The organism is Variovorax sp. KK3 (assembly GCF_001984055.1).
In the GTDB taxonomy this organism is placed as follows: Bacteria; Pseudomonadota; Gammaproteobacteria; order Burkholderiales; family Burkholderiaceae_C; genus Variovorax.
The window spans coordinates 72,359-87,258 of the sequence record NZ_LYVO01000004.1 but is presented as its reverse complement, the minus strand read 5'-3'; the positions used below and the strand labels follow the sequence as shown (position 1 = coordinate 87,258).

At 67.4% G+C, this 14,900-nt stretch carries 16 protein-coding genes; all 16 read right to left on the bottom strand.

What is annotated here, in order from left to right:
• Positions 1–28: 28 nt before the first annotated feature.
• Positions 29–754: an amino acid ABC transporter ATP-binding protein gene (locus tag B0W80_RS03330; protein WP_076997685.1), complete on the bottom strand. Its 726-nt coding sequence runs from the start codon at positions 752–754 to the stop codon at positions 29–31.
• The gene (locus B0W80_RS03325) at positions 751–1,422 is read right to left on the bottom strand and encodes an amino acid ABC transporter permease (protein ID WP_076997684.1); all 672 of its coding nucleotides are present in this window, start codon (positions 1,420–1,422) and stop codon (positions 751–753) included. Before B0W80_RS03325 ends, B0W80_RS03330 begins: the two co-directional genes overlap by 4 nt.
• Complete coding sequence (locus B0W80_RS03320) at positions 1,419–2,102, bottom strand: amino acid ABC transporter permease (RefSeq protein ID WP_076997683.1); 684 nt, start codon at positions 2,100–2,102, stop codon at positions 1,419–1,421. Before B0W80_RS03320 ends, B0W80_RS03325 begins: the two co-directional genes overlap by 4 nt.
• Positions 2,099–2,986: a ribokinase gene (rbsK, locus tag B0W80_RS03315; RefSeq protein WP_076997682.1), complete on the bottom strand. Its 888-nt coding sequence runs from the start codon at positions 2,984–2,986 to the stop codon at positions 2,099–2,101. The genes B0W80_RS03320 and rbsK overlap by 4 nt, the downstream gene beginning before the upstream one ends.
• Positions 2,987–3,766, bottom strand: a complete 780-nt coding sequence (locus B0W80_RS03310; protein ID WP_076997681.1) for a FadR/GntR family transcriptional regulator — start codon at positions 3,764–3,766, stop codon at positions 2,987–2,989.
• Between the two features lie 11 nt (positions 3,767–3,777).
• Positions 3,778–4,308 (bottom strand): RpiB/LacA/LacB family sugar-phosphate isomerase, encoded by a 531-nt coding sequence (locus tag B0W80_RS03305; protein WP_076997680.1) that lies wholly within the window; start codon positions 4,306–4,308, stop codon positions 3,778–3,780.
• A 101-nt stretch (positions 4,309–4,409) separates the two neighbouring features.
• Positions 4,410–4,991, bottom strand: a complete 582-nt coding sequence (locus B0W80_RS03300) for a phosphatase PAP2 family protein (protein ID WP_083745153.1) — start codon at positions 4,989–4,991, stop codon at positions 4,410–4,412.
• A 57-nt stretch (positions 4,992–5,048) separates the two neighbouring features.
• On the bottom strand, positions 5,049–5,954 hold the full coding sequence (locus B0W80_RS03295; RefSeq protein WP_076997678.1) for a 4-deoxy-4-formamido-L-arabinose-phosphoundecaprenol deformylase: 906 nt from the start codon (positions 5,952–5,954) through the stop codon (positions 5,049–5,051).
• 5 nt (positions 5,955–5,959) lie between these two features.
• Complete coding sequence (locus tag B0W80_RS03290) at positions 5,960–7,003, bottom strand: bifunctional UDP-4-keto-pentose/UDP-xylose synthase (protein ID WP_076997677.1); 1,044 nt, start codon at positions 7,001–7,003, stop codon at positions 5,960–5,962.
• Between the two features lie 28 nt (positions 7,004–7,031).
• Positions 7,032–7,988: a formyltransferase gene (locus tag B0W80_RS03285; RefSeq protein WP_076997676.1), complete on the bottom strand. Its 957-nt coding sequence runs from the start codon at positions 7,986–7,988 to the stop codon at positions 7,032–7,034.
• Positions 7,985–8,968 carry a glycosyltransferase gene (locus tag B0W80_RS03280; protein ID WP_076997675.1) on the bottom strand — a complete coding sequence of 328 codons (984 nt, stop codon included), beginning with the start codon at positions 8,966–8,968 and terminating at the stop codon, positions 7,985–7,987. The genes B0W80_RS03285 and B0W80_RS03280 overlap by 4 nt, the downstream gene beginning before the upstream one ends.
• A 2-nt stretch (positions 8,969–8,970) precedes the next feature.
• Positions 8,971–10,116 (bottom strand): DegT/DnrJ/EryC1/StrS aminotransferase family protein, encoded by a 1,146-nt coding sequence (locus tag B0W80_RS03275; RefSeq protein ID WP_076997674.1) that lies wholly within the window; start codon positions 10,114–10,116, stop codon positions 8,971–8,973.
• Complete coding sequence (locus B0W80_RS03270; RefSeq protein ID WP_083745152.1) at positions 10,113–11,834, bottom strand: glycosyltransferase family 39 protein; 1,722 nt, start codon at positions 11,832–11,834, stop codon at positions 10,113–10,115. The genes B0W80_RS03275 and B0W80_RS03270 overlap by 4 nt, the downstream gene beginning before the upstream one ends.
• A 233-nt stretch (positions 11,835–12,067) precedes the next feature.
• The gene (locus tag B0W80_RS03265) at positions 12,068–12,649 is read right to left on the bottom strand and encodes a peroxidase-related enzyme (protein ID WP_076997673.1); all 582 of its coding nucleotides are present in this window, start codon (positions 12,647–12,649) and stop codon (positions 12,068–12,070) included.
• A gap of 67 nt (positions 12,650–12,716) precedes the next feature.
• A complete protein-coding gene (gene eutC, locus B0W80_RS03260; protein WP_076997672.1) occupies positions 12,717–13,493 on the bottom strand; it encodes an ethanolamine ammonia-lyase subunit EutC in 777 nt (258 codons plus the stop codon).
• On the bottom strand, positions 13,490–14,890 hold the full coding sequence (locus B0W80_RS03255; protein WP_076997671.1) for an ethanolamine ammonia-lyase subunit EutB: 1,401 nt from the start codon (positions 14,888–14,890) through the stop codon (positions 13,490–13,492). Before B0W80_RS03255 ends, eutC begins: the two co-directional genes overlap by 4 nt.
• Positions 14,891–14,900 lie beyond the last annotated feature (10 nt).

Here is a 14,900-nt window from a genome sequence, read left to right as displayed (position 1 = left end):
GTCTCCTGTGGTTGTGGGGGAAGAACTCTCAAAGGCCGATCCCGAGGAACTTCTGCAGTTCCTCCGTCTGCGGCCGGTCGAACATCTCCGGCCCGCCTTGTTCCCAGACGCGGCCCTTGTGCATGAACAGGGTGGTGTCGGCGACGTTGTGCGCGAAGGCCATTTCATGAGTGACCAGGACCATGGTCATCCCGCCCGCGGCGAGGTCGGCCATCACCTTGAGCACCTCGCCCGTGAGTTGAGGGTCGAGCGCCGAAGTCACTTCGTCGAAAAGCATGACCTGGGGCTCCATCGCGAGCGAGCGGGCGATGGCCACGCGCTGCTGCTGCCCGCCGGAAAGCTGCTCGGGGTAGCTCTTCGCCTTGTCGGACAGTCCCACTTGCGCCAGCACGCGCTCGGTCAGCTCGTTCGCCTCGGCGCGCGTCTTGCCTTTGCTGTGACGCGGCGCGAGCGCGATGTTTTCCGCGGCGGTGAGGTGCGGGAACAGGTTGTAGCTCTGGAAGACGATGCCCACGTCGCGGCGCAGTTGGCGCAGGTCGAGCTTGGGGTCGCTCACCTCGTGCCCGGCCACCTGGATACGGCCCTGGTCGATGCGCTCCAGCCGGTCGATGCAGCGCAACGCCGTGCTCTTGCCCGAGCCGCTGCGGCCGATGATGGCGAACACTTCACCTTTGTTCACGCTGAAGCTCACGCCGTCCAGCACTTTCAGGGCGCCGAAGCTCTTGTGTACGTTGTCGAGCACGATGATGCTCATGCCGGGGCGACCTCCACGCGATGGGCCACCAGCAGGCGGCGTTCGAGTTGCCGGCTCCACCACGAGAGCGGAAAGCAAAGCAGAAAGTAGAGACCCGCGACGAGCATGTAGACCACGAACGGTTCGAACAGCGAGTTGTTGACGACTTGGCCGGCGCGGGCGAGTTCGACGAAGCCGACAACCGAGGCGAGCGACGTGTTCTTGACGATCTGCACCATGAAGCCCACCGTGGGCGGCGTCGCGATGCGCAAGGCCTGCGGCAAGACCACGAGGCCCATGCGCTGCGTCGAAGAGAGTGCGAGGCACTCCGCGGCTTCCCACTGCGTGCGGGGCACGGCCTGGATGCAGCCGCGCCAGATCTCGCCGATGTACGCGCTGACGTAGATCGTCATCGAAACGCCGGCCGCCACCAGCGCAGGCAGGCTCAGGCCGATGATGCTCAGGCCGAAATAGGCGAGGAACATCAGGATCAGAAGTGGCGTGCCTTGCACCAACTGCACGTACAGGGTCGCTGCCCAGCGCACCGGGCGGATCGGCGAGACGCGGGACAAGGCCACGATGAACCCGACGAGCCCGCCACCGATGAAGGCGATCAGCGAGAGCACCAGCGTCCACCCCGCGCCTTGCAGCAGGAACACGAGGTGATTGGCGTTGAACGCGCTGTTCACAGTGGCGTTCCCAGCTTGCGGCGACGGGTGAAGAGCGCCTGCCCGGCGGCCCAGAACGCGCCGCGCATCAGCAGCGACAGCAGGAGGTAGAACACCGCGACCACGGCATAGGTTTCGAACGAACGGAAGGTGTCCGACTGCACCCGATTCGCGATGGCTGTGAGCTCTTCGGCCGAGATCTGCGAGGTGATGGAAGTTGCCAGCATCAGCAGCACGAATTGGCTGGTAAGGGCCGGGTAGACGCGCTCCATCGCGGGACGCAGGATCACGTGCCAGTAGACCTGCGCGCGCGAAAGCGCGAGGCACTCCGCTGCCTCGATCTGGCTCTTGTGGATCGACTCGATGCCCGCGCGCATGATCTCGGTGGTGTAGGCGCCGATGTTGATGACCATCGCCAATACCGCGGCGACGAAGGCGGGCACCTTCAGGCCGATGCTCGCGAGCCCGAAGTACACGAGGAAGATCTGCACCAGCAGCGGCGTATTCCGGATCGCCTCGACGTAGATCGCGCACGCGCGCGCCACCAACCTGTTGTGGCTGCCACGGCCGATGGCGCACAGCGTACCGATCACGATGCCGAGCAGTGTGGCGGCCAGCGACAGCTTGATCGTGAGCCACGCGCCATGCATGAACAGCGGCCATTGCGCCAGTACGCTGGTGAAGTCGAACTTGTAGTTCACGGCCCGGCCATTTCGTGGAGATAGGGGATCGAGGCCTGTGCTCCGGGCCGGGTGACGCAGATCGTCGCGGCCTGTATCCCCCGCATGACGGCGGCGTCCATCGATCGCCCCGCAGCGCGCGCCGCGCACATCGCGCCGATGAACGTGTCGCCGGCCGCCGTGGTGTCGACCACCTGGACGTCCATCGCGGGGAAGTGACGGCAGCCGTCCTCGTCGGCGAGCACCACGCCCTGGCCGCCCAGTGTCACGATCGCCGTCGAAGGTCCGCGCTGGCGAACCGAAGACGCCGCGATGGCGGCGTTCGCAGGATCGCTCACGGGCAGGCCAGTGAGTTCCGCAGCCTCGATTTCGTTCATGACGATGATGTCGACCAGCGACCAGAGTTCGTCGGGGAGCTGGCAGACGGGCGCCGGATTCAGCACCACGATCGCTCCCCGGGCATGCATGATCCCTGCGGCCAGCACGACCTCGCTCATCGGAACTTCGCACTGCAGAAGCAGGAACTCGCCCGCAAGGGTCTCGCCGTCTGCCTTCACCGACTCGTTGGCGCCGGGCACGAGCGTGATGCGGTTCTCGCCCTCTGCGTCCACCATCACCACGGCCACGCCCGTGCTGCCTTCGACGGAGCGGACGTTGGCGACGTCGACCCCGTCCGCGGCGAGCGCATGGCGCAATGCCTCGCCGAAGTCGTCTTCTCCGACGCAACCCACCATCGCCACGCTGGCGCCTTGCCGGGCGCAGGCGACGGCCTGGTTCGCGCCCTTGCCACCCGGGTTGGTGAGGAACCCGAGCCCGCGCATCGTTTCGCCGGCCCGCGGCGCACGCGTCACACGGACCATCAGGTCCATGTTCAGGCTGCCGAAGACGACGATGGAGGCGGCCATTCAGTTCCCCCGCTGGGTGGCGCGCTGCTTGCCGGGCCGCCGTGTGGCCACGCCCACCTGGGCAGCGTCTTCGCGCAGGTTCGCGCCGATCTCGAAATGCTCGGCGAGCAGTGCATCTGCTTCAGATGCGTTCTTGCGTCGAATCGCCAGCATGATGGCCTCGTGGTGGTCGACGAGGTACGAGTCGACGCCGGGCACGCTGGCGATGACCCGCCTGCGCTCCATGTGCGAGTGCTGCAACAGCTTGGCGACGGCCGCGTAGACGCTGGAGAGCGCCGGCGAGTGCGCCGCGTCCACGATCATCGTGTGGAAGTGAAAGTCCGCGGCACCGCCCTTGACCGGGTCGTCGATGGTTTCCTTGATGGCCTGCAGGGCCTGCGTGAGCCTGTCCAGGTCCTGCGCGAGCGCACGTGTGCACGCCAGGCGGATCGCCTGCCGCTCGATGGCGATGCGCGCCTGCATCACGTCGTCCGCGGCGCCCGCCTGCTGGGCCAGGACCAGGCTGAAGTAGTCGGAGAGCGCCGTGAAGTCGGGCTCGCGCACCACCGTGCCGAAGCCGCGCTTGATCTCGAGCGCACCTAGCGTCGCCAACGCGCGCAGCGCCTCGCGAATGACCGGGCGGCTGACGCCGAGCGCGCTCGCGAGGTCACGTTCCGGCAGGAGTCGATCGCCGGTCTTGAGCTGACCCGTGACCAGTTGCTCGCGCAGGAACGACACGACGCGTTCGTAGCCGTCTTCGCTGCCGTCGGACTGCTGGATGATCTTGATCGGCTTGTTCATCCCGCGCGTGGTCAGGGGAAACGCCGGCCTTCGACCAGGGCCTGTGCCGCTTCGCGCTCCAGGTCGCCGAGCTTGTCGACGCGACGGCGGAAGTGCTCTTCCGTGCTGAAAGCCGAGGCCAGAAACGTCTCGATCACGTCGCGCGCCACCTGCGGCCCGACGATCCAGGCACCGATGCACAGCACATTGACGTCGTCGTGTTCCACGGCTTGGCGCGCCACGAAGGTGTCGTGACAGACCGCCGCGCGAATGCCGGGAATCTTGTTCGCGGCGATGCACGCGCCTGCGCCCGTGCCGCAAACGAGCACGACCCGTTTGACCGTGCCTTCCTGGATGAGGGAAATGGCTTTTCGCGTGACGTCCGGAAAGTCGACCGGCGCGTCCGACATCACGCCGACATCGATGACCTGATCGCAGTGCTGCGCGAGAACACCGAAGACGAATGCCTTCAGCAGGAATCCGGCGTGGTCGTTCGCCAGGCCGATGGCCGGCCAACGTGGAACCTCGAGCGCGTGCGGGGAGCGTGCTTCGTCTCTGGACATATTCCTGCCTTACCGTGGTAAGACCAAGGATAGACCAAGGCGAGGCGTTTCGTCGATAGGGCTCTTCCCGCCCGGTGCAGACACCCCTGCGGCTCTTGACCTTAGCCGGCAGGTCGACCTTCTTCGCCCGGCGTGGAATCAAGCCGTGCGAGAGTCGGAATGACGAGGCGCCGAGTCAGCCATTGAGCGCCCAAAAATGCGACCAGCAGCACACCCGACAGCACGAAGCCAGCCAGGATGTCGGAGGGGAAATGCACGCCGACATACACACGCGCCCACCCGGTCACCAGTGCCGCGATGGCCGTCACCGGAAACCAGCCTCGCAAACCAGGTCGACAGAGGGCGCCGAGCGCAATCAATCCCATGACGGTGGCGTGCGTGCTTGGCAGGGCAGCGGACGGTGCGTGTGCGATGTAGGCCGGGCTGAGCCCGAGAACAAAGGGGCGCTGCAGTCCGATCATGCTGGCGATGGCATGCGACGTCAGCGAAGAGATGCCGGCCATCGCGAGCAAGGCCATCAGATAGCTGCGCTCGCGTGGCATTCGAAACGCCACCCAGCCCATGATGGCCGCGGTGACCCAAGGGCCACCTCGCGCGATCGCGGAGGCGATGTCGACCAACCATGAAGGAGGCAGCGCACCCGCCGACATCCAGAGAAAAAGTGCGACATCGGGATGGGTCATCTAGGCACGGATGCTAGAGAAGCCGCGTGAACCAAAGCTGACGGTGCCGTTCAGCATTCAGCAAGCTGCGCCTTGCACCGCCAGGAGACCGGAGCGACCGGGCACGGTGCCCAGTGTGATCCGGTGCTGTGGCAGCGCCCGCGTCGGCACGTCCCGGTACAGGGACCCCAACGCCACGAGTTCGTGCCCCTGCGCCTGCCAGCCTGCGAGCAAGCGCTCGAAGACCGGCCGCAGCTTCTGACCTTCGAGTTCGGCATGCAGGGTGTAGACCTGGTCCTGCGTGGTCCCCTCCGTCAATCGCAGCAGGTGGCGGTGGACGTTGTTGGTGGTCAAGCCGTCCACGCCGAGAAGTTCGTCGAGCGTCGGAAGCGTGGTGGGATATTGCGGCGGTCCCAAGGTGCTGCCGTCATCGGCCACGGGCACGAAGGGATGCGTGCCGCGTGTGTCGGACGCAAACGCGATGCCCAGCGCCACCTGGGCGCGTGCAGCCGCGGCGTTGAACTGCCAGCCAGCCGCGCCATGCAACCGTGCGGGTGCGCCGAAGACTTCGGCATGCCGATCGAGCGCGCGTCGCATTTCGCGCTCGGCCCAGGCGGCATCGTGGCTCAGCAGCCCGTCCTGCCAACGCACGTGGTCCCAGCAGTGCACCCCCACCTCGAAGCCGGCGTCGCGCACGCTGCGCAGGGTGGCCGCTTCACGCCGACCGATGTCGGGCCCGGGCAACAGCACGCCGTGCAGCAGGGTTCGCACGCCGTAATGTTCGACGACCGAGGTGCGCGCCACCTTGCCGATGAAGCCGGGGCGCAGCACGCGCAGGATGGCGCGGCCGGTGTGGTCCGGTCCCAGGCTGAACAGAAAGCTCGCGCCGCAGCGCCGGTCTGCCAACAGGCGCGCCAGGGCCGGCACGCCTTCGCGCGTTCCGCGCCAGGTGTCGACATCGACCTTCAGGGCAATCCGCGCCATCGCGCTCAGGCCACCAGGTCGGCGGCTGCCGCAGCGTGGTCGCGGTAGTAGGCGAACATTTCGCGCAGCGCTTCCTGCATTCCGACACGTGGCTGCCATGCCAGGTCGGCCTTGGTCCGCTCGATGTCGGGGACGCGATGCAGGACGTCCTGGTAGCCGTTGCCGTAGTAGTTCTCCGAGGCGACGTCGACCAGTTGAACCGAGGCCGCGGCCTCCTGGTACTCGGGGAGCGTGCTCGCGAGGTCCAGCATCATGCGTGCGAGCGAGCGGATCGAGTGATTGTTGTCCGGGTTTCCGATGTTGTAGATCTTGCCGTCGGCGACTCCGCCTTCGTTCGCGATGATCTTCACGAGCGCCGCGATGCCGTCGTCCACGTAGGTGAAGGCGCGCTGCTGCCTGCCGCCGTCGACCAGGCAGATCGGTTCGCCACGCACGATATGGCCAAGGAACTGCGTGAGCACGCGGCTCGAGCCCTCTTTCGGGGCGTGGATGCTGTCGAGCCCCGGCCCGATCCAGTTGAAGGGGCGGAACAGCGTATACCGCAGTCCTTCCTGCTGGCCGTAGGCGTGTATCACGCGGTCCATCAGCTGCTTGGCGCACGCATAGATCCACCGCGGCTTGTTGATCGGTCCGTAGACGAGCGACGAAGCTTCCGGGTCGAACTGTTCGTCGGTGCACATGCCGTACACCTCGCTGGTCGAGGGGAAGACCACGCGCTTGCGATAGCGCAGGCACTGCCGCACGATCGGCAGGTTGGCCTCGAAGTCGAGCTCGAACACGCGCAGCGGCTCACGCACGTAGGCGGCTGGCGTCGCGATGGCGACCAGCGGCAGCACCACGTCGCACTTCTTCACGTGGTACTCGATCCATTCCTTGTTGATCGTGATGTCACCCTCGAAGAAGTGGAAGCGCGGGTTGGACATCCATGGCGCTACGCGATCCGAGAGCATGTCCATGCCGTGCACTTCCCAGTCCGTGCGCTCCATGATGTAGCGCGTCAGGTGGTGGCCGATGAAGCCGTTGACGCCGAGGATGAGGACTTTGAGCATGATCGTGGTCGTTCAGGGGAAAGCAGAATCAATCGGCGTCAGCCGCGATCCAGCGGCTGGGAAACAGCGCGATGAAGCCTCGGGCATTCAGGGCGATGGAATCTCCATCGCGTCGCGCGGCGAGTACGCGCAGCGCACCACCGTCTGCAGCGATCAACCACAGGGTGAAGCCATCGCTCAGCAGCCGCAGCCCGCTGCCGGGCGCATCGGCCCGCGGCGGGGCGGGGAGCGTTCTCTCGATGAAGAAGCGCTTGCCGCCGATGTGGAGAAAGGCGCATGGATACGGCGGCGCCAGCGCGCGAACCAAGTCGTGGATCTGCCGGGCATTCGCATCGGGCGGGATGCGGCCATCCTCGGGCCGGCGTCCACCGAAGTAGCGCCCTTGCGACAGGTCCTGGGTCCATTCGAGCGCGCTGCCGTCGAGCAGCCCGGGCAGGCTGCGCGCGAGCACGATCTCGGCCGCCACCGTCACTTTGCCGAACACCTCGTGCGCGGTGTCGTCGGACAGGATAGGCACTGCGAACTGGTCGACGATCGCGCCGTTGTCGGGCTTCTCGTTCATCCGGTGCAGCGTGGCGCCGGTCTCGCGCTCGCCGTGGATCACGGCCCAGTTCACAGGCGCGCGGCCGCGGTAGTGCGGCAGCAGCGAGCCGTGCATGTTGTAGGCCCCGCGTCGCGGCAACTGCAGCCAGTCCCGCTTGAGCATCTGCCGGTAGTAGAAGGAGAACAGGAAATCCGGCTCGGCCGCCTGCGCGGCGGCCAGCAGGGCCGGGTCGTGCGGGTCCGCGGGGTGCACGCAGCGCAGGCCGTGCTCGGCCGCCAGGGCGGCGACGCTGCGAAACCAGATCGTCTCGCCCGCGGCGTCCGCGTGGGTGACGACCAGCGGGACTTCGACGCCTGCATCGAGCAGTACACGCAGGCAGCGCACGCCCACGTCGTGGTAGGCGAAGACGATCGCGCGCGCGGGGCGGTTGTCGACGCTCATCGCTCGCGCTCCAGGATCGCACTGACCTGGTAGCGCGGCCGTGCTCGAACTTCTTCGTAGATGCGCCCGATGTACTCGCCGAGCAGACCGATGCCGAACAGCGCGAGTCCGACCAGCAGGAACAGCAGCGCGAACAGCGTGAAGACGCCGCCTTCCTCGGGCCCGAACAGCAGCCGTCGCCCGGCCAGCAGCACGAACAGGGAGCCGGAGAGCAGCGAGACCACGATGCCCAGCATCGAGAAGGCCTGCAGCGGCATCACCGAAAAACCTGTGACCAGGTCGAAATTCAACCGGACCAGCCGATAGAACGAATACTTCGACTCGCCCGCATGGCGCGCCTCGTGGCCGACCACCACCTCGGTCGGGTTCTTGGCGAACTGGTAGGCCAGCGCGGGGATGAAGGTGTTCATCTCGTTGCACTGGTTGATCAGCTGCACGATGTCCCGGCTGTAGGCCCGCATCATGCAACCCTGGTCGGTCATCACGATGCCGGTGATGCGCTGGCGCAGGCCGTTCATCGCGCGCGAGGCCCATCCTCGCCAGGCCGCATCCTGCCGTTCGCGGCGGATCGAGCCGACGTAGTCGTGGCCGCTGTCCATGGCCTGGATCAGCAGGCCGATGTCCTCGGGGGGGTTCTGCAGATCGGCGTCAAGCGTGACCACGCGTGTGCCGCGGCAATGCTCGAAGCCGGCCAGGATCGCACGGTGCTGGCCGAAGTTGCCGTTCAGCAATATCACGCGCGTGACGTCCGGCCGGCGCTCGAACTGCGCGGCCAGCAGCGCGGCCGAGCGGTCTCGGCTTCCGTCGTCGATGAACACGATCTCGTAGTCGAGTGCCAGTGCGTCGAGTGCCGGATAGATCCGCTCGAAAAGCGCGGCCAACCCGGGCTCCTCGTTGTAGACGGGGATCACGACGCTGAGGACCGGGCCCGGCTGCCGGTCGAGCGGCAGCGTGCCCGAGATGTCGGTGGGCTCGTTCATCTTCACAGCGATGTCCCGTGTCGAAGCGATCGGGTCGCGTCCGTCACCGCCTGGCACACGCGGTCCACGTCGGCATCGGCCATGGCGGGAAAGAGGGGCAACGTGACGGTGCGTGAGCCGATGTCCTCGGCCATTGGGAAATCGCCTGGCGCATGGCCGTGCCGGCGGAACAGCGAAAACAGATGCATGGCCGGGTAGTGCACGCCGACGCCGATGCCCTGTTCGCGCATGGCGGCGATGAAGTCGCCGCGTCGCGGCGCCATGCCGCGCGGCAGCAGCGGCTGGAACATGTGCCAGTTGCAGTGTTCGGCGATATCGGTGGGCGGCAGCTCGAAGCCCAGGGACCGGTCCCAGCGCGCGAAGTAGCGCTCGGCCAGTGCGCGGCGCCTGGCCGTGAATGCGTCGATCGATCGCAATTGCCCGAGGCCGATCGCCGCAGACACGTCGGTCAGGTTGGCCTTGTCGCCCCAGGCCTCGACATCCATGGTGCCGTCCGGCAGGCGGGCCACGCCTTGCAGCCGCAGCCTCTCGAAGCGTTGGGCTTCGACCTCGTTGTTGAGCACGAGGCAGCCGCCTTCGGCGGTCGTGAGATTCTTGTTGGCGTGAAAGCTGAACGCCACGAGGTCGCCGAAGCTGCCGATGATGCGGCCGCCCCAGCGCGCGCCGAAGGATTGCGCAGCGTCTTCGATGACGCGCAGCCCATGGCGGCGGGCGATGGCATCGAGCCGCTCACGGTCGACCGGCAGGCCGGCCAGGTCGACCGGGATCAGCGCGCGCGTGCGCGGCGTGATCGCGCGCTCGACCTGGCCGAGATCGATGTTGCGGGTAGCTGCCTCGACGTCGACGAAGACGGGCGTGGCGCCGACTGCCAGGACCACGTTGGCGGTCGCGACCCAGCTCAGCGGGGTCGTGATCACTTCGTCGCCGGGGCCGATGCCGCACAGGCGCAAGGCCAACTCGAGCGCGGCGGTGCCCGAATTGACCAGCCGTACGGGCCGGCCATCGAAGCGCTGCGACAGGGCGGATTCCAGGGCCTGGCAGCGGGGTCCGGTGGTGATCCAGCCCGAGCGAAGCACCTCTGCGACCTCGGCGATCGTTTGCTCGTCGATCGCTGGCCGGGTGAAAGGAAGGAACGGGTTGGAGGTCATGGGGGAGAAGGCTTGACGACGATGACGCGGCGGGGGTCTTGGAAAACGATGCGCATCGGAAGGCCGCGCCGGTGCAGTTCGACCCAGGTCGCGGCGCCCATGTAGGCCGCCGCTTGCGGAGCGGCCTGCCAGCGCACGACGAATTCGTCGAGGGTCGGGATCCACCGGCCCGGCTCGCGTTGCTGGCCGAGCGCGAACTCGTCTTGATAGTCGACCAGCACGACGTTGCGGCGCAGATAGAACGGCAGGGTCTGGTCGTAGTCGCGCACGGCGAACACGGGCGTGTCGGGCGTGATGAAGGGCGGAAGCGCGGTGGCCAGCGTGGCGGCGCTCTTGAGTTGGCCGTAGCCGTTGTGGGCCTGCAGCAGCAAGGCGATGGCAATGGCGTGCGAGATCGCCAGGCTCAGCACGGCGGCGGTGACGCGCCTGCGCCCCAGGCACCACCAGGCCAGCGCGCAGCCCCCCAGCACCAATGCAGCGCCGCTGCGCAGCGCGGCGGCCAGAGGCTCCAGCACCTCGGCAGGCGTCGTGATCGAGATGAAGCGTGCGCTCTGCGTGGAGGCCAGGGCCGCGACAGTCCAGAGGCCGGCGGGCAAGAGCAGGTGCTGCCGCAGCCTCGTCGGTGAGGCCGTGCGCATTGCCATGGCGACGCCCAGCGCCAGCGCCGGGAACATCGGCAGGATGTACGAGGGCAGCTTGGAGCTCGACGCGCTGAAGAAGATCAGCACGAACCCGCACCAGACCGACAGGATGTGGCGAACCGCGATCGGCTCGGGTGCCGCGCTGTCTCCTTCCCGCCGGAACAGCCAGGGCAGGGCGCCTGTCCACGGCAGCATGCCGGCCAGCAACAGCGGCAGGTAGTACCACCAGGCGCCATCGCGGTTGTGCGAGGGCGTCAGGTAACGGGCGAAGTGCTCGTGGACGAAGAAGAACTCCGCGAAGCCGGGGTTGCGCAGCGAGACCAGTACGAACCAGGGTGCCGTGATGGCCAGGAAGAGGGCGATGCCAGGCACCCAGTGCATGCCGCGCCAGAGCGTGGCGTCGCGGCGCCAGAGACTCACCAGCACCAGTACGGCCCCGGGGATCACGATGCCCACGAGGCCCTTGCTCAGGACGCCGGCGGCCATCGCGGCCCATGCCAGCAGGATCCAGCGGCGCCGCGACGGCGCAGGCGCTTCGTTGGCCAACAGCACCGCGCACAGGGCGAGCGTGAGGAACAGCGTCAGTCCGGCATCGAGCGTGAGGAAGTGGCTGTTGAGCTCGATCCACGTCATCGACGCCGCGATCGCCAGCGCGCGCAGACCCGTCGCGCGCCCGAAAAGCCGAGTCGCGGTGAAGCCGACGATCAGCACCGTGAGGAAGCCGGCCAGCCCGGGCCACAGGCGCGCCGAGAATTCGGACACGCCGAAGGCGAGAAAGGCCAGCGCACCGATCCAGGCCTGCAGGGCCGGCTTTTCGAAGTAGGGCAGTCCGTTGAGCCGAGGCGTGACCCAGTCACCCGTGCGCGCCATCTCGAGCGCAAGGCTTGCGTAGCGACCTTCGTCGGGATGCACCAGTGAGCGGGTCCCGAGTGTGCCGAACCAGATCACGGCCAGCACGAGCACGGCGCAGACGACTTTCCACGTGAAGGCGTCCGCAGAAGTGTCGGCAGTCCTTCCGTCGGTGGAGTCGATTGCGAGCACGGAGGCTTCTTCCGGCCGGCTGGTGGCGGTCTTCATCGATGGTCAGGAAAGTCGTCGGGCGGCCGAAGCGCGAGTGAATGCTTCGACAGGCGATAAGGTGCCTTGGCGAGATGAACCAAACGTGAATGTCCCGCCTGGTTCCGCCAGGAAGGCGCGGCCGCGCCGCATCGCGCCGCGCCCAGCCTGGACTGCGCGTCTCGCAGAGCACGAGAGAAGACAGACGAACTATCGCAACCAAGCCCGAGCGCATGCGCAGGCGTGTCCGATGCCTACTTCTTTGGCTTGGGCACCCGGCCCAGAAGATAGAACTCCGCATTGGGCTGCATTCCGCTGAAGCTCGCCATGCGGTTCGACAGGCCGAAGAAGGCGGTGATGGCCGCGATGTCCCAGATGTCTTCGTCGCTGAAGCCGTGTGCGTGCAGCGGCGGAAAGTCGGCATCGTCGATCTCGTGCGACCGCTCGCAGACCTTCATCGCGAACTCGAGCATGGCGTATTGGCGCGGCGTGATATCCGCCTTGCGCCAGTTGGTCGCCACCTGATCGGCCACCAGCGGCTTCTTCTCGTAGATGCGCAGCAGCGCGCCGTGCGCCACCACGCAGTAGAGGCAGCGGTTGGCCGCGCTGGTGGTGGTGACGATCATCTCGCGGTCACCCTTGGTCAGCGAGCCTTCTTCCTTGAGCATCAGCGCGTCGTGGTACGCGAAGAAGGCGCGCCATTCGGCCGGGCGGCGGGCCAGGGCGAGGAAGACGTTGGGGACGAAGCCGGACTTCTCCTGCACTTCGAGCACCTTGGCGCGGATGTCGTCGGGCAGGTTGTCGAGTTCGACGAGCGGGTAGCGGTCTGCGGTCATGCGGTCTCCTTGTCTCCTTGTCTGCGGCCGCCCATGATAGGCACCGCCGGCCCGGCACGAAGTCGCTCTAGGGGATGGCCGCTGCGTCGCCCGAGTCCAGCACGGCCTGTGCGCTGTCGTCCTTGAGCGCGACGCCCGTCACGCCGCGCCGCAGCGACTCGCGAATGAACCAGGCGAGCCGGAAGGCGGCGGCCTGGATCGGCAGGCCTTCGGGGCGGACGTTCGAGATGCAGTTGCGTTCCGAATCGTTGCGGCCGCGCCGCGGATCGTGGGTCAGGTAGATGCCCAGGCTGTCGGGGGAGCTGAGGCCGGGGCGTTCGCCGATCAGCATCACGGCGAGGCGGGCGCCCAGGGCCTCGCCGATCTCGTCCGCCAGCGCGACGCGGGCCTGCGTGGCGATGACCACCGGCGCCAGCGTGACGGAGGCCGGCAGCAGCGGACGCAGCGCATTCACCAGCGGTGCGGCATGCCGACTCGTGGCTAGGGCGGAGAGGCCGTCGCCGATCACGATACACAGGTCGTGCGGGCCGGTCGCCGCTTCGCGCAGCCTCCCGGCTCCTTCGTCTTCGAGCCGGCGGCCGAGGTCGGGGCGACGCAGATACGTCGCGCGCTCAGGCGCCTGGCTGCGGGTCTGCAGCACGTCCCAGCCAGCTTCGCGCAGCGTCGACGCGAGCGTGGCCGTATCGAGCTGCGCATGGACAGCGTCGCGCGCCATCGCATGCGCCCATCCGAAGCGTAGCACCTCGTCGGTCGGCATGCCGGCGCCCGCACGTCCCAGGGCGAGGCGCGCCGGCGTGGCCTGGCGCCAATCGGTCCAAGGGCTCGGCGTGACGGCGTCGCTCATCGGTGCGCTCCCAAGGCCTTCAGCGAAGACATGTCGGTCAGCAGCCGGTTGGCCTCGGGCGGCAGCAGCAGCCCGGCGCCATCGGTGATGCGCATGCGCTGCAGCCAGGCTTCGAACTCGGGCGCCCGCGCGAGGCCAAGTGTCTGGCGCAGGAACAGCGCATCGTGGAAGGACGTGCTCTGGTAGTTGAGCATGACGTCGTCTGCACCCGGCACGCCCATCACGAAGCTGATGCCCGCGGCGCCCAGCAGCACGAGTAGCGAGTCCATGTCGTCCTGGTCGGCCTCGGCATGGTTGGTGTAGCAGACGTCGCAGCCCAGGGGCAGGCCCATGAGCTTGCCGCAGAAGTGGTCTTCGAGCCCGGCGCGGATGATCTGCTTGCCGTCGTAGAGGTACTCCGGGCCGATGAAGCCGACTACCGTGTTGATCAAGAGCGGCTGGTAGCGCCGCGCCAGTGCATAGGCGCGCACTTCGCAGGTCTGCTGGTCGACGCCGAAGTTGGCATCGGCCGACAGCGCCGAGCCTTGGCCCGTTTCGAAATACATGACGTTGCGGCCCACCGTGCCGCGCGCGAGCGACTGCGCGGCCGCATGGGCTTCGTCGAGCAGTTCGTGCGTGACGCCGAAGGAGCGGTTGGTCTTCTCGGTGCCGCCGATCGACTGGAACACCAGGTCCACCGGCACGCCGGACTCCATCAGCTTCAGCGCGTGGGTCACGTGGGTCAGCACGCAGCTCTGCGTCGGGATCTCGAAACGCTGGATCACCTCGTCGAGCATGCGCAGCAGGTCGCCCAGGTGCTGCAGGCTGTCGGACACGGGGTTGATGCCGATCACCGCATCGCCGGCGCCCATCAGCAGGCCGTCGAGCATCGACGCCGCGATGCCGCGCGGGTCGTCGGTCGGATGGTTGGGCTGCAGCCGCACGGCCAGGTGGCCAGGCAGGCCGATGGTGTCGCGAAAGCGCGTGACCACGCGGCACTTGCGCGCGACGGCGATCAGGTCCTGGTTGCGCATCAGCTTGGAGACGGCGGCGACCATTTCGGGCGTGAGGCCCGGCGCGAGCGCGCTCAACGCGTCCGCATCGGCCAGGTCAGACAGCAACCAGTTGCGGAAGTCGCCCACCGTCATGTGGGCCACGGGGGCGAAGGCGGCTGCGTCGTGGGTGTCGACGATCAGGCGCGTGATGTCGTCGTCCTCGTACGGGATCAGCGCTTCGTTCAGAAACTGCTTGAGTGGTGTCTCGGCCAGCACGTGGCGCGCCGCCATGCGCTGCTGCGCGCTGGTCGCTGCGATGCCGGCCAGCTCGTCGCCCGAACGCGCGGGGCTGGCGACGGCCATGACCTGGCGCAGACCATCGAAGTCGAAGACCTGCGCGTCGAGGGTGGTGCGGTAGCGCATCGTGGCAGAA